This is a genomic window from Streptomyces sp. SID12501 (genome assembly GCF_010550245.1).
In the GTDB taxonomy this organism is placed as follows: domain Bacteria; phylum Actinomycetota; class Actinomycetes; order Streptomycetales; family Streptomycetaceae; genus Streptomyces.
In genome coordinates, this window is the sequence record NZ_JAAGLU010000001.1 from 42047 (window position 1) to 58700 (window position 16654).

The 16654-nt window shown below is 70.5% G+C and carries 17 protein-coding genes; 10 read left to right on the forward strand and 7 right to left on the reverse strand.

Annotated features, from left to right (window positions below; all coding sequences use genetic code 11):
- The first annotated feature begins 63 nt into the window (after positions 1-63).
- The 5 genes from rhaS to G3I71_RS00220 all read left to right on the forward strand — a co-directional run bounded on the left by rhaS (position 64) and on the right by G3I71_RS00220 (position 5546).
- Complete coding sequence (rhaS, locus tag G3I71_RS00200; protein WP_164311782.1) at positions 64-1146, forward strand: rhamnose ABC transporter substrate-binding protein; 1083 nt, start codon at positions 64-66, stop codon at positions 1144-1146.
- Positions 1147-1178: 32 nt separating this feature from the next.
- The gene (locus G3I71_RS00205; protein WP_164311783.1) at positions 1179-1499 is read left to right on the forward strand and encodes an L-rhamnose mutarotase; all 321 of its coding nucleotides are present in this window, start codon (positions 1179-1181) and stop codon (positions 1497-1499) included.
- Between the two features lie 85 nt (positions 1500-1584).
- Positions 1585-3009 (forward strand): BNR repeat-containing protein, encoded by a 1425-nt coding sequence (locus G3I71_RS00210; protein WP_164311784.1) that lies wholly within the window; start codon positions 1585-1587, stop codon positions 3007-3009.
- 91 nt (positions 3010-3100) lie between these two features.
- Positions 3101-4132 carry a LacI family DNA-binding transcriptional regulator gene (locus tag G3I71_RS00215; RefSeq protein WP_164311785.1) on the forward strand — a complete coding sequence of 344 codons (1032 nt, stop codon included), beginning with the start codon at positions 3101-3103 and terminating at the stop codon, positions 4130-4132.
- Positions 4133-4244: 112 nt separating this feature from the next.
- Positions 4245-5546: an alpha/beta fold hydrolase gene (locus G3I71_RS00220; RefSeq protein WP_164311786.1), complete on the forward strand. Its 1302-nt coding sequence runs from the start codon at positions 4245-4247 to the stop codon at positions 5544-5546.
- Positions 5547-5560: 14 nt separating this feature from the next.
- On the opposite strand, the gene G3I71_RS00225 is transcribed toward G3I71_RS00220, so the two are convergent.
- Together G3I71_RS00225 and G3I71_RS00230 are read right to left on the reverse strand one after the other, a co-directional pair.
- Positions 5561-5761 (reverse strand): DUF5999 family protein, encoded by a 201-nt coding sequence (locus G3I71_RS00225; RefSeq protein WP_164311787.1) that lies wholly within the window; start codon positions 5759-5761, stop codon positions 5561-5563.
- A 105-nt stretch (positions 5762-5866) separates the two neighbouring features.
- Entirely contained in the window at positions 5867-7342 is a 1476-nt protein-coding gene (locus G3I71_RS00230) for a cytochrome P450 (protein WP_164311788.1), read from the reverse strand.
- Between the two features lie 107 nt (positions 7343-7449).
- Here G3I71_RS00230 and G3I71_RS00235 point away from each other — a divergent pair, with 107 nt between their 5' ends.
- Together G3I71_RS00235 and G3I71_RS00240 are read left to right on the forward strand one after the other, a co-directional pair.
- On the forward strand, positions 7450-8058 hold the full coding sequence (locus G3I71_RS00235; protein ID WP_164311789.1) for a TetR/AcrR family transcriptional regulator: 609 nt from the start codon (positions 7450-7452) through the stop codon (positions 8056-8058).
- Between the two features lie 93 nt (positions 8059-8151).
- Positions 8152-8877 carry a DUF2470 domain-containing protein gene (locus G3I71_RS00240; protein WP_164311790.1) on the forward strand — a complete coding sequence of 242 codons (726 nt, stop codon included), beginning with the start codon at positions 8152-8154 and terminating at the stop codon, positions 8875-8877.
- A 58-nt stretch (positions 8878-8935) separates the two neighbouring features.
- Here G3I71_RS00240 and G3I71_RS00245 read toward each other — a convergent pair whose 3' ends face one another.
- Together G3I71_RS00245 and G3I71_RS00250 are read right to left on the reverse strand one after the other, a co-directional pair.
- Positions 8936-9976, reverse strand: a complete 1041-nt coding sequence (locus G3I71_RS00245) for a hypothetical protein (RefSeq protein ID WP_164311791.1) — start codon at positions 9974-9976, stop codon at positions 8936-8938.
- A gap of 65 nt (positions 9977-10041) precedes the next feature.
- A complete protein-coding gene (locus G3I71_RS00250; protein WP_164311792.1) occupies positions 10042-11298 on the reverse strand; it encodes an aromatic acid exporter family protein in 1257 nt (418 codons plus the stop codon).
- Between the two features lie 158 nt (positions 11299-11456).
- Between G3I71_RS00250 and G3I71_RS00255 the strand changes: the two genes are divergently transcribed.
- Both G3I71_RS00255 and G3I71_RS00265 read left to right on the forward strand, forming a co-directional pair.
- Entirely contained in the window at positions 11457-12317 is an 861-nt protein-coding gene (locus G3I71_RS00255) for a DUF3626 domain-containing protein (RefSeq protein ID WP_164311793.1), read from the forward strand.
- Between the two features lie 289 nt (positions 12318-12606).
- Positions 12607-13578 carry an aminoglycoside phosphotransferase family protein gene (locus G3I71_RS00265; protein ID WP_164311794.1) on the forward strand — a complete coding sequence of 324 codons (972 nt, stop codon included), beginning with the start codon at positions 12607-12609 and terminating at the stop codon, positions 13576-13578.
- A 4-nt stretch (positions 13579-13582) separates the two neighbouring features.
- Here the strand turns inward: G3I71_RS00265 and G3I71_RS00270 are convergent, their stop codons facing one another.
- Complete coding sequence (locus G3I71_RS00270; protein WP_239148777.1) at positions 13583-14743, reverse strand: PHP domain-containing protein; 1161 nt, start codon at positions 14741-14743, stop codon at positions 13583-13585.
- Positions 14744-14878: 135 nt separating this feature from the next.
- Between G3I71_RS00270 and G3I71_RS00275 the strand changes: the two genes are divergently transcribed.
- Complete coding sequence (locus G3I71_RS00275) at positions 14879-15118, forward strand: hypothetical protein (protein ID WP_164311795.1); 240 nt, start codon at positions 14879-14881, stop codon at positions 15116-15118.
- A gap of 30 nt (positions 15119-15148) precedes the next feature.
- Here the strand turns inward: G3I71_RS00275 and G3I71_RS00280 are convergent, their stop codons facing one another.
- Together G3I71_RS00280 and G3I71_RS00285 are read right to left on the reverse strand one after the other, a co-directional pair.
- Positions 15149-15835 carry a VanZ family protein gene (locus tag G3I71_RS00280; RefSeq protein WP_164311796.1) on the reverse strand — a complete coding sequence of 229 codons (687 nt, stop codon included), beginning with the start codon at positions 15833-15835 and terminating at the stop codon, positions 15149-15151.
- A 112-nt stretch (positions 15836-15947) separates the two neighbouring features.
- Positions 15948-16607: a DUF4230 domain-containing protein gene (locus G3I71_RS00285; protein WP_164311797.1), complete on the reverse strand. Its 660-nt coding sequence runs from the start codon at positions 16605-16607 to the stop codon at positions 15948-15950.
- Positions 16608-16654 lie beyond the last annotated feature (47 nt).

Sequence of the window (16654 nt, forward strand, 5' to 3'; positions counted from 1 at the left end):
TCGCGCAGTTCCCCGCGCCCCTTGAGGGCGCTCCTGCTCACCCTCTGTTTCTAAGGAACCCTCATGCGTAAGTCATCCGTCCGCCGTGCTTCCGCGGCTCTCGCCGCGGCCACCTCGCTCGCTCTGGCGCTCACCGCCTGTGGTGGTACCACCAAGAACGACGTCAAGGACGAGGGCGCCTCCGCCGCCGCGACCGGCAAGGCCGACCCGAACGCGGCCACCAAGAAGGGCCTGACCGTCGGCTTCCTGCCGAAGGCGGTCAACAACCCGTACTTCACCTCCGCCGACAAGGGCGGCGAGACCGCGCTGAAGGCGCTGGGCTCCAGCTACAAGGAGGTCGGCACGACCAGCGCAACGGACACCTCCGGGCAGGTGTCGTACGTCAACACCCTGACCCAGCAGCAGGTCGACGCGATCGCCGTGTCCGCGCAGGACCCGGGCGCCCTGTGCACCGCGCTCAAGCAGGCCATGAAGAACGACATCAAGGTCGTCACCTACGACTCGGACACCAAGGCGGACTGTCGCAACGCGGCCGTCTCGCAGGCCAGCGCCGAGGACCTTGGCCGTACCGAGGTGCAGCTGCTCGCCGAGCAGATCGGCTACAAGGGCGAGATCGCGATCCTGTCCGCCGCCCAGACCGCGACGAACCAGAACATCTGGATCGACTTCATGAAGAAGGAGCTGGCCGACCCGAAGTACAAGGACATCAAGCTGGTCAAGGTCGCGTACGGCAACGACGACGCCCAGCAGTCCTTCCAGCAGACCCAGGGCCTCCTCCAGGAGTACCCGAACCTGAAGGGGATCATCTCCCCGACCACCGTCGGCATCAAGGCCGCCGCCCAGTACCTGTCCGGCTCGAAGTACAAGGGCAAGGTCAAGCTGACCGGTCTCGGCACCCCCAACGACATGCGCAAGTACGTCAAGAACGGCACCGTCGAGGGCTTCGAGCTGTGGGACCCGGCGAAGCTCGGCGAGCTGGCCGCGTACACCGCTGTCGCGCTGGTCTCGGGTCAGATCACCGGCAAGGAGGGCGAGACCTTCAAGGCCGGCGACATGGGCGAGTACACCATCGGCAAGGACGGCGTGATCAGCCTCGGCAAGCCGACCGTGTTCACCAAGGACAACATCGACCAGTTCAACTTCTGACAGTTCAACTTCTGATTGGCCAGGGGCTGTTGATGCAACGCGTGTGCTTCCTGCTGAAGGTCCGGGCGGACCGCCTCGACGAGTACCGCGAGCGGCACGCCGCCGTGTGGCCCGAGATGCTCGACGCGCTCTCGGCCACCGGCTGGCACAACTACTCGCTCTTCCTCCGCGCGGACGGCCTGCTGGTCGGCTACTTGGAGACCGAGGACTTCGCCGCCGCCCAGGCCGGTATGGAAGCCGCAGAGGTCAACGCCCGTTGGCAGACGGAGATGGCGCCGTTCTTCGAGTCGCTGGACGGCGCCCGCCCCGACGAGGCCATGAAGCCCCTCACCGAGGTGTTCCACCTCGCCTGATCACCCCGCTCGCCTCTCCCCTCCCCGCTCTCCCCGTTTCCTTCACCCCGCTCCTCTCATTTCGCAAGACAACGGAGTCCCCGAGATGAAAAGACGTACGTTGCTGGGCGCCGCCCTCGCCGGTGCCGTGGTGACCCCCGCCTTCGCCGTCGGCAGCGCCCGCGCCGCCGACCCCGGCCCCTCGGTCACCCAGACCGGCAACACCACGCTCGACTCACAGGCCGTCTTCTTCGTCTCCTACGACGGCCTGGTCAACAACAACTCGTTCCAGAAGAACGGACTGTTGACGTACAAGGGCTACCAGTACGCGGTCTGGTACACCGCCGACAAGAACGCCGTCGTCGGCCGCCGCGTCCTGGGCGGCACCACCTGGTCGACGGTCCAGGTCGGGCACACCCTCAAGTCCAGCGACTCCCACAACGTCATCTCCATGGGCGTCTCCAAGACCGACGGCCGCCTCCACCTCAACATGGACTCGCACAGCGACGGCTTCACCTACGTCAAGTCGGTGGCCGGGCTCCTGGACAACCCGTCCGGGCTCAGCTGGATCGCGTCCCGCTTCGGCACACCCCAGTCGACGCTCGACGGACTTGCGCTCACCACCCAGTTCACGTACCCGCAGTTCGTCTCGACGCCCGAAGGCAAGCTCCAGCTCAGCTACCGCGTCGGCATCTCCGGCAACGGCCGCAACGCGATCGCCGAGTACGACGGCACGTCCTGGACCAGCCTCGGCGAGTGGTCCAGCTCCACCGGCACGTACACCAGCGAGCACGGCTCCTCCACGGTCCGCAACATGTACCTGCACGGCATCGACTACGACAAGAACGGCCGCCTGCACTCGTTCTTCACCTGGCGCGAGCAGAACGGCGCCGTCATGTGCAACAGCGGTGGCATCACCAACCACGACACCGGCTACGTCTACTCCGACGACCGGGGCCGCACCTGGCGCAACAACGCGGGCACCCTCGTGGGCACGACGGGGAGCTCCGACACGGTCGCGGTCACCGACAGCGGCCTGGTGGTCGACGCGCTGAACCCGGACCACTCCCTGATGAACCAGGAGAGCCAGTTCACCGACTCGTCCGGGCTGCCGCACGCGATCATCAGCTACGTCCCGGGCCGTTTCGGCCAGTGCACCACCAACTACGTCACCAACCGCACCGCCAGCGGCCGAGCCTTCCACCTGCGCAAGAACTCCGCCGGAACCTGGCAGAAGACCGAGATCCCGGTCGCGCTGGGCTCCAGCCAGCGCACCAAGCTGGTCCTCGACAAGTACGACAACGCCTACGCGATCTTCCCGTTCGGGCGAATAGCCGGCGCCTCGAAGTCCTCCGGGTACACCGACTGGACGGTGCTGTTCGACGGCAGCGGTCTGAACGCCTTCGGTGAGGTCGTGGTCGACGAGACACGGATCGCCCAGGACAACGTCCTGTCCGTCCTCTACCAGGAGACGTCGAGCGGTACGACCCCCTCGGCGCTCCATGTCGTCGACTTCCGGCTTCCCACGTGACCGGAATGATCAGCGGATTAGTCAGGGCCGGGCAGGCCGCTAATGTAAAGGTCTGCCCGGCATCGCTCGTTTCCCTGGAGGTCCCCGCCCGATGGCCCAGCCGGTGGGAATCAAGGACGTCGCACGCGCCGCCGGAGTCTCGGTGGGCACGGTCTCGAACGTCATCAACCGCCCGGACTCGGTCGCCACCGAGACTCGTGCCCGTGTGCTGTCCGCGATCGACCGCCTGGGCTACGTCCGCAGCGAGTCGGCCCGTCAGCTGCGTGCCGGGCGCAGCCGGATCATGGGGCTGCTGGTCCTCGACATGGGCAACCCCTTCTTCGTGGACGTGGCACGCGGTGCCGAGCGGGCCGCGCGGGACGCCGGGCTCGGTGTGATGGTCTGCAACAGCGCGCAGAGCGCCAGTGAGGAGGCCGACTACCTGTCGCTCTTCGCCGAGCAGCGAGTGCGTGGTGTGCTGCTCACCCCGGCCGACGCGACGGGCCGCAACATCGAGTCGTTCCGCCGGCACGGCATCCCCTTCGTGCTCGTCGACCGGGTCGCCGAGGGCACCACCGAGTGCTCGGTGTCCGTGGACGACGTCGCGGGCGGCGCACTGGCCGTCCGCCATCTCATCGACGCCGGACATCGCTCCATCGCGTACGTCAGCGGACCGCCCGGTTTCAACCAGGTGCGCGACCGCCGTACGGGCGCCATGAACGCGCTCGCCGAGGCCGGCCTCAGCCCCTCGGCGCTGCGCGAGCTGCCCACCGAGCGCCTCGACGTGGCTGCGGGCCGGGACGCCGGCGCCCGCCTCCTGGGCCTCGCCGACCGCCCGACCGCCGCCTTCTGCGCCAACGACCTGCTCGCCCTCGGCGTCCTGCAGGCCATGTACGCGGCCGGTGTCGGGGTCCCCGACGACCTCGCGATCGTCGGCTACGACGACATCGAGTTCGCCGCCGCCGCGGCCGTCCCGCTGACCTCCGTCCGCCAGCCCGCCGTGACCATGGGCGCCCTGGCCGCGGAACTCCTCCTGGAGGAGACCGAGACGGAGGCGGAGTCCGGCGGGCGGCGGCACTCCCACCGCAGGGTCGTCCTCCAGCCGGAACTGGTGGTCCGGCGCTCCAGCCTTTCGGCGCGCTGAGCCCTCATTCAGCAGGGGTTCCCGGGAATTTCTTGATCCACGGGGTCGGCCGGGCGAAGAATCTGTGCTGGACTGGACCACGGCCTGGAATCCGTACGCTCAAGGAGCCCTGTTGTCCGCCAGCTACCGGCAGGTCGGTGTCGTCCTCACCGACCGTCGTTTCACTGTCCCCCTCGACCACGACGACCCGGCGGGGGAGCGCATCGAGCTCTACGCCCGCGAGGTCGTCGCGAGCGACAGGGCGGACGCCGAACTGCCCTGGCTGGTCTATCTGCAGGGCGGACCAGGCTTCGGGGCGAACCGTTTCATCGGCCGTGAGGCCTGGCTGGAGCGGGCCCTGCGGGAGTACCGGGTGCTGCTCCTGGACCAGCGCGGCACGGGCGCCTCCACACCCGCCAACCGCCAGACCCTCCCGCTGCGCGGCGGCCCCGGCGAACAGGCCGACTACCTGGCCCACTTCCGTGCCGACTCGATCGTCCGCGACTGCGAGGCCATCCGTCGTAAGGTCACCGGGGGCGCCCCCTGGGCCGTCCTCGGCCAGAGTTTTGGCGGCTTCTGCGCGGTCACCTATCTGTCCAACGCGCCCGAGGGCCTGAGCACCGTCGTCATCACCGGCGGGCTGCCCTCCCTCGACGCGAGCGCCGACGACGTCTACCGGGCCGCCTACCCGCGCATCGAACGCAAGGTCGCCGCGCACTACGCCCGCTACCCGCAGGACGTCGAGCGGGCCCGGCAGATCGCCGAGCACCTCCTCCAGCACGACGTCGCCCTGCCGAACGGCTACCGGTTCACCGTCGAGGCGTTCCAGTCGCTGGGCATCATGCTCGGCCGCGGCGACGGCAGTCACCGGCTGCACTTCCTGCTGGAGGACGCCTTCGTCCGCACCCCACAGGGCCCCGCCCTGTCCGACTCCTTCCAGGAGGATGCCCAGGGGCTGCTGTCGTACGCGGGTCACCCGCTGTACGCGCTCCTCCACGAGGCGGTCTACGGACAGGACGCGGGCCCCACGGACTGGGCCGCGGAGCGGGTGCGCCGCGAGTTCCCGCAGTTCGACGCCGCCAAGACGCTGACCGGAGACGGCCCGCTGCTGTTCACGGGCGAGTCCGTGCACCCCTGGATGTTCGACAACGACCCCGCCCTGCGCCCGCTGCGCGAGACCGCTGAGGACCTGGCCGGGGAGCGGGGCTGGCCGCCCCTGTACGAACCGGACCGGCTCGCCGTCAACGAGGTGCCGGTCGCGGCCGCCGTCTACCACGACGACATGTACGTCGACACCGCCCACTCCCTCCGGACGGCACGAGCCGTCCGAGGCCTTCGCACCTGGGTGACGGACGAGTTCGAGCACGACGGGGTACGGGCGGGCGGCCCCCGGGTGCTCGACCGGCTGCTCGCCCTGACCCGCGACGAGGTGTGACGACAACCGGCTCCTCAGGCGGCGGCGGCGAGTCCGCCGCCGCCGCGCAGCGGGCCCACGGCCCGTCCGTCCGGCAGGAGTTCACCTGTGTCGTCGAAGACGATGGTTCCGTTGCAGAGCAGGTTCCAGCCCTGTTCCGGGTGGGCCACGACGATGACTGCGGCGTCGTGGTCCGGGCTGTCGACGGTCGGGCACGAAGGCTGATGGGTGCACATGGTCTCTCCCGCGTCTCAAGGGTCTACCTCTGTAGTAGCGGAGGTTGTTTTCCTCTGTATGTGGAGACACCGACACGCCGGGAAATTCATTTGTGAGGTGACGGTTCAGGCAGCCGCCAACTCCGGTCCGGGGGAACGGCGTTCGAGATGCAGCCGCAGTCCCTCCGGTATCACCGTCAGGCGTTCCGCCACCCGCAGCCGGTAGTCCGGGTCGGGCTTCAGGTCGTAGCGGCGCAGGAGCAGGCCGAGGACGAGTGTCGCCTCGTGCAGGGCGAACTGGCGGCCGATGCACGCCCGGGCCCCGGTGCCCCAGGGCTTGAACGCGTGTGCGGAACGGGCGCGTACGGCTGCCGCGTCGAATCGGTCCGGGTCGAAACGGTCGGCGTCGGCGCCCCAGACGGCCGGGTCGCGGTGCAGCAGCGGAGCGAGTACCAGCGTCCAGGCGCCTTCGCGCATGGGATGCTCGCCGCCGAGCACCGTGTCGTGACGGGCCTCGCGGGCGAAGCCGGGCGCCGTCGGCCACAGCCGCAGCGACTCGTCGAGCACCCGGCGCACGTACCGCAGTTTGGCGACCTGGTCGTAGCCGGGGACGGCCGCCCCGCCCCAGACGCGGTCCACCTCGGCGCGGGCACGGTCGGCGACCTCCGGGTGCCGGGAGAGGTAGTGCAGGGCGAAGGAGAGCGCGCCGGACGTCGTCTCGTGGCCCGCGATGAGGAAGGTGAGGACCTGCCGGCGCACGTTCTCCGGCGCGAGGCGTTCGCCGGTCTCCGGGTGGGCGGTGTCGAGCATGCGGTCGAGAAGGTCGCCGCTGCCGCGGCCCGCGCCGTCCGACGCCCGGCGGGCCTGCACGAGGTCGTCGACCGTGCGGTTCAGGTACGCCATGGCCGCCTCGTTGCGGCGCGTGGCCCGGCGCAGCAGCAGCGGGGCGAGCGGCGCGGGGACGATGTTCAGAGTCTGCGCGTGGTTCAGATTGCCCACCATCGCGGTCACGAAGGGGTGCGGGCGGTCGCGTTCGAAGGAGCCGAAGTCGTGCCCGAAGCCGGTGCGCGCGATCGTCTCCAGGGTCAGCTTCGTCATGTCGCCAGGCACGTCCACCGCACGGCCCGCCGTCAGTTCCCGGTCCCAGTGGTCGGTGAGCCGCTCGGCCACGGCCAGCATCATCGGGTGGTAGCCGGCCATCGCCTCGCGGCTGAAACCGGGGGCGAGAACGTCGTGCGCCAACTGCCAGTTGGGCTCGTCGTTGTACGCGGTGAACAGTCCGTCCCCGGCGATCGGGCGCAGGTTGGCCACCCCGAGGCCCACATGCTTGGCGAAGCGTGACTCGTCCGCCAGATCGGCGGTGAGATCCGCGCCCCACACGAACACGATCTCTTTGCCGAACGCCCTGCGCCGGAAGATCGGCCCCAGGGGCAGCCCGATGCGCATCGAGTCCTGGAGGGGAGTACGGGCACTGACGCCGACCAGGTCGCCGAGCAGCGGGATCCGGTGCGGCGGTCGCGGGATCCGGTGCAGCTCCGGCCAGCCCAGCTCGGCACTGCGGAATCCCCTGGACGGAGCGGTCCGGGCAGCCGTCTCGGTCATGACGCCATCTCCCTTGATGCAGGGGCGTGTTGATGCTGTTGTACGTGGATTCAATAGCGAGGTCAGTCTGATCCCGCTATTGAATCGGCGTCAAGTAAAGTGCGGGCATGGCCGCGAAAGAGGGTGCGCGCACGCGTCGCCGGCTCAGCACCGAGGAGCGCCGGGAGCAGCTCCTCGCGGTCGGTGCGCGCCTGTTCTCGGAGAGCCCGTACGACGACGTGTGGATCGAGCAGGTCGCCGAGATCGCCGGTGTCTCGCGCGGGCTGCTCTACCACTACTTTCCGACCAAGCGGGACTTCTTCGCTGCGGTCGTGGAGCGCGAGAGCGAGCGCATGCTGCGGATGACGGCCACCGTGCCGGGCGTTCCCGCACGGGAGCAGCTGGACGCGAACCTCGACGCCTTTCTCGCGTATGTCGAGGAGCACGCGCACGGCTATCGCGCCTTCCATCGTGCCGACGCGTCCGGCGACCAGGCCGTGCGGAAGGTCTATCAGCGGGCGCTGGCCGCGCAGGAGCGGCAGATCCTCGCGGCGCTGTCGGCGGACCCGGAGTTCGGGCGGCTGTCGGGGGAGCGGCCCGAACTGCGGCTCGCCGTCCGCGGCTGGCTGGCGTTCACGACCGCGGTGTGTCTGGAGTGGCTGCGCGGCTCGGACCTGTCCCGGCAGCAGGTACGGGACCTGTGCGCGCGGTCGTTGCTCGGCACCCTCGCGCCCTGAGCGGCCGGTTCGCGGTCGGCCTCCTTGCGGCAGGTGGTTGGCGTACGCCCGGATCTTCGATAGGTTAGGCAAGGCTTACCTAAGGAGATCGGGATGGGTGACAGTCAGACCTGGACGGCCGCGCCCGCAGCGGCGGAACGCGCGCGTTCGGTGCTCGCGGCCGCGTGGTCCTGCGCGGTGACCGCGGACGGCGGGCGCGAGGAGTTCGTCGGCGCGCACACCGTCGGCGAGGACGGCCGGGTGGTCCTGGACGTACCGGCGGACAGCACGCTGCTCGCGGCCGCCGTATGCGCCCCGCGCGGCGAGCCGTCGGCCGTGCTGGAGTTCGCCGACGTCTCGCCCGTCCCCGTACGCAACCGCATCCGCGCCCGGCTGTGGATGGCCGGCTGGTTCTCCGTCGAGGGAGAGCGGCTCGCGTTCCGGCCGACGCGTGTGGTGCTGCGCCAGACCTCCGGTGCCACCGTCGTGGACCTCGACGAGTTCGCCGCCGCCGCGCCCGACCCGCTGGCCATGGCCGAGGCGGGACTGCTGACCCATCTCGCCGACTGCCACGGCGACGCCGTCGAGCGCCTCACCCGCCTGGTCGAGCCGGACAGCCTGCACGGCGCCGTCAAGGTCCAGCCGATCGCCGTCGACCGGCACGGACTCACCCTGCGTATCGAGCGGGCCCGCACCCACGGCGACGTACGGCTGACGTTCCACCAGCCCGCGGACACCGTCTCGCAGCTCACCGAGCGCATGCACATCCTGCTCACCCGGGCCAGCGCCGCCTCCTGCCCCCGCGCGCTGCAGCGGCAGCGCACGGACGACGACGGGTGACGCGAACGGCTCGCAACGCATGTCGCGGACGCTGCAACGCCGCCAGGGGGCTGAGGGCTTACCAGTCCCCGTCCTCCACCTGCTTCCCCGGCAGCGGCTTCACCTGCCCGGGCGACGGTGCCTGCCAGGGTTCGTGGTCGTCGCCGAGCCAGTCGCCGACCGGGTTCACGGCCGTCAGGGGGTCCGTGGGGGCGAGGTCCTGGGCGTCCTGGTCGAAGTAGTCGAACCAGGGCAGGCCGGCCCGCGTGTACGCCGCTCGGTCCACGGGCGACGGGGGCGGCGCCTCGCCGGTGATGCGCCGCCACTCGGGCGGCGTCACGAGGTGCACGAACACACGTCCGGCAGGGTGCTCGGACCATGCAGTGAGCGGCCGGTCGTCCCGGTAGACCTCCTGACGCATGGAACCGCCGACTCCGAGACCCATCGCCGCCCCCGACCGCTGCGGGCCCGCCGCGCCACCGGGCGCCGGCGGGCTACCCATCGCCATGGGGGCCATGGGTACGGCCCCGCCGTAACCCCCGGTCGAAGTGATCGCCGCCCGCGCCTGCTCCGCCCGTCGCTCCTCCTCGCGCCACTTCGCCAGTTCCGCGTCGGTCAGCGGGAACGACTGGAGCTGTACGCCGCCCCACACCTCCTCGCCGGTGACCTGGCCCTCGACGGTCGCGCCCAGCCCGAGCGGCACCGCCACGAACTGGCGGACCGTGCCCTTGCCCGAGTTGATGCCGTCCAGCCAGGGCTGACGCGGCAGCACCACGTAGTTCTGCGGCTTCCCGGACAGCCGGTCGCTCCACGGCTCGCCCGACACCGCGCACACCTTGCCCACGCCCACCTGCAACGCGGCGGGCTGCGTCGTGCCCCCGAAGCTCAGCCACATCGCCTCGCGCAGATACACCGGCAGCAGCACCCCACCGCGCGCCCGCCAGGCCTCAGGCACCGTGTCGGCGTAGTCGGCGACCCGGCGGACCGGGAACTCGCCGAGCCCCGGCGGCAGCGGATGCGTGCCGGTCTCCGGCAGTCGGAGGGTGCGGATGAACCGTACGGCCACACCGCCCGGCAGCCTGAGTGTGTTTCCGTCGATCCGCATACCGGAGTCGCCCATGCGCAGCCCCCTCAATCCCAGTCGGTGCCAGTCGTTCTGTTCATGTGACTTCTCATGTGACCTCGTCACATAGAACGACGTGACACCGCCTTGTGGTTCCTGCCCGGCACGGGCACATGCTTCATGTACGTCCGCAGCCGGGTGAGCCAGGGCATCCGCTCCCGCTCCTCACGGGTGCAGCGGTCCAGTTCCTCCAGCAGCCGCCGTGAGCGGTGCTCGGTGTCCAGCTCGTCGAGGATGCGGTTGACCTCGGTCAGGACGGCACCGTGCAGCTGCCACTGTCCCGCGTCCTGCTGGATCTCCGCGAGAAGCAGCTGGGCCAGCTTGTCGCGGGTGGCTGTCGCGGCCCGGAGTTCGGTGGCGAGCCGGGTCTCCGCCGACTCGGCGCTGACACTGACGTCGGTGGTGACGAGAACCGCGAAACTGACCACGGCATCGGCGATCTCGGCCAGCAGCCGCTCCAGCGCGGCGCCCGTCTCCGGGGCGAACAGCCGCTCCGGCTCGCGTTCCTTGGCCAGGTCGGTGAGGCTGCGGGCGAGGACGCGCAGGACGACCGTGCAGATCTCCAGGGTGTCCAGGCCGGTGCGCAGCACCACCCGGTGCAACAGGCCCTCCCGGACGCGCGGGTTGAGCCGCAGACTGTCCTCGGCCTGCTTCAGGGCCGCGTCCACCTCGACGATGTCGTGGTCGAGCCGGCGGGCCTCGTGCAGCCGGGCGGTCGCATGGTCCACGGGGGTGCGGCCGGCGGCCTCCTCACCCATGCGCAGCATCAACTGCCGTACCCGGCGCGCCAGGTCCTCGATGGACTCGCCGGCCGCGTCCACCCACACCGGTGGGGCGAGCAGCAGGTTGAAGGCGAGCCCGACGGCCGCGCCGATCACGGTCTCCAGGACCCGCGCCCAGGCCGTGTCCCCGACCCGCGTGACGCCCAGCACCAGCATCGCGCTGATCGCCACCTCGGGCACGAACTCGCTGACCCGCACCAGATGCCCGACCGCCAGCGAGGCCAGGATGATCAGCCCGAGGCTCCACCACGTCAGGCCCACCAGCACACTGAAGCCGATCGCGATGACCACCCCGGCGACCACGGAGTTCACCCGGCGGATGCCGGTGGTGATGGTGGCGTAGAGGGTGACCTGGACGACCAGGAGCGCGGTCAGCGGGGCGGTGAGCGGTGCTGCCTCGGGACTGAAGCGGAGCGCGACGACGTATGCGATCGTCGCGGCTGCCGCCGACCGCAGGGACTGCACGACCACGGGCTCGCGGCGCTTTCGCACGAACCGGACGACGGACGCCGTCCACTCACCGGGTACCACTCGCATGCGCGCGCCTCCCTTCCCGCAAACGGACCGAGCGTACTCACCCAGGTCCCCGGGCGCGCGACATGCGGAGGGAGGCATTCCTCACGTGATCAGCGAGTTTCCCGCGTTGACCAAAAAATTGTGGATCTTCGGGGCCTTCGGGTGATCTCCTGGTACTCATGGTGGACGACCCCGATTCCGCGCACACGAAGGCTCTCCGTCATGTCGCAGCCCTCTCCGCCGGCCCGGCCGTGCCCCCGGACCTCAGGGTGACCCTGAACTTCCACCCCGACCGGACGGTCCGTGAACTGCCCCTGCTGCGGGCGCTGGCGCAGGACGGCTTCTACCGCTCACAGTTCGTCACCGGTGCCAGCAACGGCGGGCTCACCGCCCGTCCCGGCGGGGACCGCTGGCGCTGGGAGAGCCGGATGTTCGCCGGGGTGTACGACAGCGCGCCCGCCCAACAGCGTCCGGTGTACGGCGCGTTGAACTTCCGCCGCCAAGTCGTGGGCGCCGCACCGAGGTTCGGCTCGTCGCACTTCAGGCTGACCGGCGCCGCCCTCGCGCGGGCCACCTTCTGCTACCCGGACAGCGCGGCGGAACCCGACCACTTCGGGGTCGCCGCCGGCATGTCCCTCGTCGCCCTCGCCGAGGCGGACACGCGGGATGCGCTCGACGACTACATCGAGGCCCAGGTGCACGGCCCGGTCGCGCTCGCCCGGGACGTCGAGGCGCTGGTCCTCGACGCGAGCTATCGCGGCACCCCGGTGGAGAAGGCGGCCCGCACCCTGCCCGTACCGCTCGAATGGCACCCCGGATACCGGCTCTCCGTGGGGGAGTTGCGCCGCTACGCCGACTACCGGGGGCCCGAGTACACCGAACTGGGCGCCCGGATCGCCGAGGACGGCCGTCTCGACCCACGGATCATCGGCGACGCGGCTCGCACCGGGCGCCATGAACTCCAGCACCTGAAGATGGTGTGGCACTGCCTCGCCCGGTTCGGCGCCCCCGAGGGCGCGGGGACCGCCTGCACGGCCTAGTGCCGCGACAGGCAACGTTCGCCCCGTCGCGACGCCCGGCACGCACTCTCGCCGCACCGGCCGAAGTCCCAAGTACGTCCAGTACGAGGGCCTCCGGCCGGCACGCCGAGAGCACGCACCGGACGCCGCTCCTTCACGGGCGAACGTTGCCTGCCACGGCACTGGTTTCCCCCGCACCCCGGTTCTGTCCTGCGCGGGCGGGCACGGCCGGCGTCCCGTTCCGTACCCTGTTCCGGGGCCGTACGCAGAGTGCGGGCGCCGGCTGGTCGAGGCAGGGGAGGCGCGGACGGTGACCGATTCGTGGGAGCGGGCCAGACAGGCCCTCGTATCGGCGGGGCTGCCCCCGGACCGCCTCGCGGACTGCCGTCCGCTCACCGGCGGGACGTACAACACCGTCGAGGAACTCCGGCTGGTCGACGGCGACAGGTTCGTCCTGAAGGTCCCGCCGCCGAAAACGGTGCCGGGGCTGCGCCACGAGTCCCAACTACTGCTCTCCGAGGCGGAGTTCTACCGAGCCGCCGCTCCAGTCGGCGTACCGGCGCCGAGTGTCGTGGCCCTCGGGGACGGGCACCTGCTGATGACCGCCTGCCCGGGCGATCCGTGGGACGACTCCACGACCGGCGCCGAGCAGGCGCTCCTGAGAGGCGAGCTGGGCGGCCTGGTGGCCCGTCTGCACGAGGTCACCGGGCCCGCCTTCGGCTACCCCTCCGGTGCCCTGGGCCCCCTCGCCCCCGACTGGCGTACGGCCTTCACGGGGATGCTCGACGCCGTGCTCGACGACGCCGTCCGCTACGACGCCTGGCTCCCGGTTCCGGTGGACGAGGTGACCCGTACCGTCCGGGGCGCGTACGACGCCCTTGACGAGGTCACCGTTCCCCGACTGGTCCACTTCGATCTCTGGCAGGGGAACATCCTGGTCGACCGTTCGGCGGGGACGCCCCGGATCGGCGGTCTCATCGACGGTGAGCGCATGTTCTGGGGCGACCCGGTGGCCGACTTCGTGTCACTGGCTCTGCTGGGGGACATCAGGGGCGACGAGGCGTTTCTGAGGGGTTATCGGGAAGCGGGCGGGCGCGTCGAGTTCGACGAGGCGACCAGTTGCCGGCTTGCTCTGTACCGCGCCTACCTGTACCTGATCATGCTGACCGAGACGGTGCCACGGGCTGTGGGGGAGGAACGCGTGAAGTGGACGCGGGAGGTGGTGGGGCCCGCGCTGACGGGCGCGTTGGACGATCTCCGGACCGCGCACCGCCCGTACTAGGTGCTCACCGTGGTGGCGGGCGGGAGATGCTCGTGCCATGAGTGAGATCATCCTGATGGCCGACACCACGGTGGCCGACGCCCTCCGCGAGGGGCGGTGGCAGTCGGCGCTCGCGCGTCCAGGCCAGCAGGTCGTCCACCGGCCAGGTCGTGACCACCCGCTCGGCCGGTACGCCGCACTCCTCGGCGCGGGCGCAGCCGTGGATCTGCCAGTCCAGCTGGCCGGGCGCGTGCGCGTCGGTGTCGATAGCGAACAGCACGCCCGCCGTCACGGCCTGCCGCAGCAGCCTGCGTGGCGGGTCGAGTCGCTCCGGTCGGCTGTTGATCTCCACGGCCGTGCCCGTCTCGGCACAGGCGGCGAACACCGCCTCCGCGTCGAACTCCGACTCGGGCCGCTCGCGCCCCCCGCCCCGCTTGCCCCGCCCGCCACCGCCACCCCGGGGCTCCGGCCCGACGAGCAGCCGGCCGGTGCAGTGCCCGAGCACGTCCGCGTGCGGATCGCGTACGGCGGCGACCATCCGGCGGGTCATCGCGCGCGCGTCCATGCGCAGCTTGGAGTGCACGGACACCACCACGACGTCCAGCAGGTCCAGAAGCTCCGGGTCCTGATCCAGGGAGCCGTCGTCGAGGATGTCGCACTCGATACCGGTGAGCAGCCTGAACGGCGCCCAGGTCGCGTTGAGTTCCCCGACCAGGGCCAACTGCTCGCGCAACCGCTCTGCGGACAGGCCGTGCGCCACCGTCAGACGCGGGGAGTGATCGGTGAGCACGGCCCACTCGTGCCCGAGCCGCGCCGCGGTGCGGCCCATCTCCTCGACCGGGCTGCCGCCGTCCGACCAGTCGGAGTGCAGATGGCAGTCCCCGCGCAGCAGCGCCCGCAGTCGCTCCCCGTCCCGGAGAGGCGGGGTCACTCCCTGCTCGCGCTCCAGCTTCTCCAGGTAGTCGGGCACCTGCCCGGCGAGCGCCTCCCGCACCACCTGCGCGGTCTTCGGGCCGATGCCCTTGAGCGACTCCAGCGTGCCGGTGTCGGCCCGCTGCCGTATCTCGTCCGGGGGCAGCGTCGCCAGCACGTCGATCGCCGTACGGAACGCACGTACGCGATACGTCGGCGCCAGGGAGCGCTCCAGCAGAAAGGCGATCCGGTCCAGCGCCTCGACGGGATCCATCGCCATGACCGTCGTCACCTCCGCCTCCAGCGTCGCGCGGGCTCGGCGGATCCGCACCACGGAGAGGCGGAGGTGACCGTTCCGGAACCGCCCGTGGCCGGTACGTGATGGCCGGATTCGCTCTACGCTCGATGCATGACCGAAATAGCGAGCCCCTACATGTCCCATCCGCGGATCATGGTGCTCGGGGTACAGCCGGGCGTCCCGCCGTTCCGGATCGTGGAGATCGACGGTGAGGTGGCCGGAGCGGCGCGGACGCTCACCGATGTGCTGAGGGTCGCCGCCTCGGCCGGCATCACGGTTCATGATCTCGACGATCCGGACACGGTCCGCTGGGTCGGCGGCGACAAACTCACCTGGACGAGGTCGAGGTAGCCGGCCCCGGCGGGCCGGCTCGCCTCCGGGCTACGCCCGCTGCCGTTTGGGTGCGTGCACCGCTCGGCTGAGCCGACGGCCGAGGAGCAGGTAACCGATCAGCGCGCCCGTGGTGTTGAGGATGACGTCGTCGACGTCGAAGGCGCGGCCGGTGATCATCGCGCCCTGGGCAACCTCGACCATGAGCATGACGATCGCGGTCAGGAACACCACCCGCAGAACTCCCCGGGTCCGGGGCGCGATGACGGGCATCAGGATGCCGAAGGGCACTCCGAGCAGCAGGTTTCCGCCGATCTGCCGGATGGCGTCCCGCATTTCGGGCTGGTCGAGGTAGGCGCGCAGCGAGCGGCCCGGATGGAGGTTGGTGTGGGTCAGCGCCACGGACGCGGGAGACGGCTCCAGGGTCAGCCGGGCCAGGACCACGGCGAACGCCACCATGAACACGAAGGCGCACAGAATCGTCAGCACCCGGGCCAGGAAGGCGAACGGCCGACGCTTCGGCGGAGCCTGCTCGGGCGGCGGCTTCGGGACGGCCTTCGGGGCCCTCCGGATCTTCGACGAGATCTTCGACGAGAACCCCGACGACACCTTCGACGACTTGGGCGTGGATTTCGGTGGTGACTCGCGTGCGGCCTTTGGTGTGATCTTGGGCGGCTTGCTCTCGGCCTTCGCCGGGCGCAGGCGCGCGGCGAGGGTGCGCGGAGCTGATCGGGCCATCAACGTCCTCCGGTCTTCAACTGATCCCCGTGCAACGGCAGCTACCCCCGAACAGGCCGAGAATGCCGCTCCGGCCTGCCCGGATCCCAGGACCCGGGCAGGCCGGCTTCCCTCAGGTCCCGTACGTCACCTTCACGTCCGTGAAGCCGAGGGAGCCGAGCAGACCCTTGAGCATGGCGGTCGTGTTCTGCTCGGCACGCACGGTCAGTTCGCTCTCCTTCGCCGCGTCGCCGATGTGCCGGGCCGCCAGCTTCTGGACGGCCTGCTCGTCGTTGGGGTTGTCGGAGAAGAGGTCGGTGATCCGGTCGAAGATTCCGCGCTGCTTGGAGACCGCATAGGAGCGGTCGGGGTCCAGCGCGGGCTTGCCGAGTGCCGCGTGGGGCAGCCGGAGCGTCGCGGAAGTGCGGTTCTTGTTGACCGTCACGTCGTTCTTGGCGAGCTTGCCGAGGTCGACATAGGCGTCGACCGTGCCGGCACCCACGTAGAGCACACGGGTGCCCTTGATCGCGTCGGGCAGGTACTTGGTGTCCTTCTCCAGGTCCACCACGATCTGGAAGTTGCCGGACGCCGCTTCGTAACGGCTCATGTCCTGGATGGATTCGAGGAGCGCGGGTCCTGAACGGTCGTGTGTCTCCTCGCCGAAGATGTCCCCCAGCCCCGGCAGCACCGCCAGCCGGAGCCCGGCCAGCAGCAGCGCGAACACCAGCACCACGCCACTGAGCACCTTGGCCCAGAGGGGCATGCGTCGCACGGCCTTGATGGGCGTCGTCATGGCGACGGACCTCCTTCTTCCTACGTACTGAACCGCATGCCCGCCAA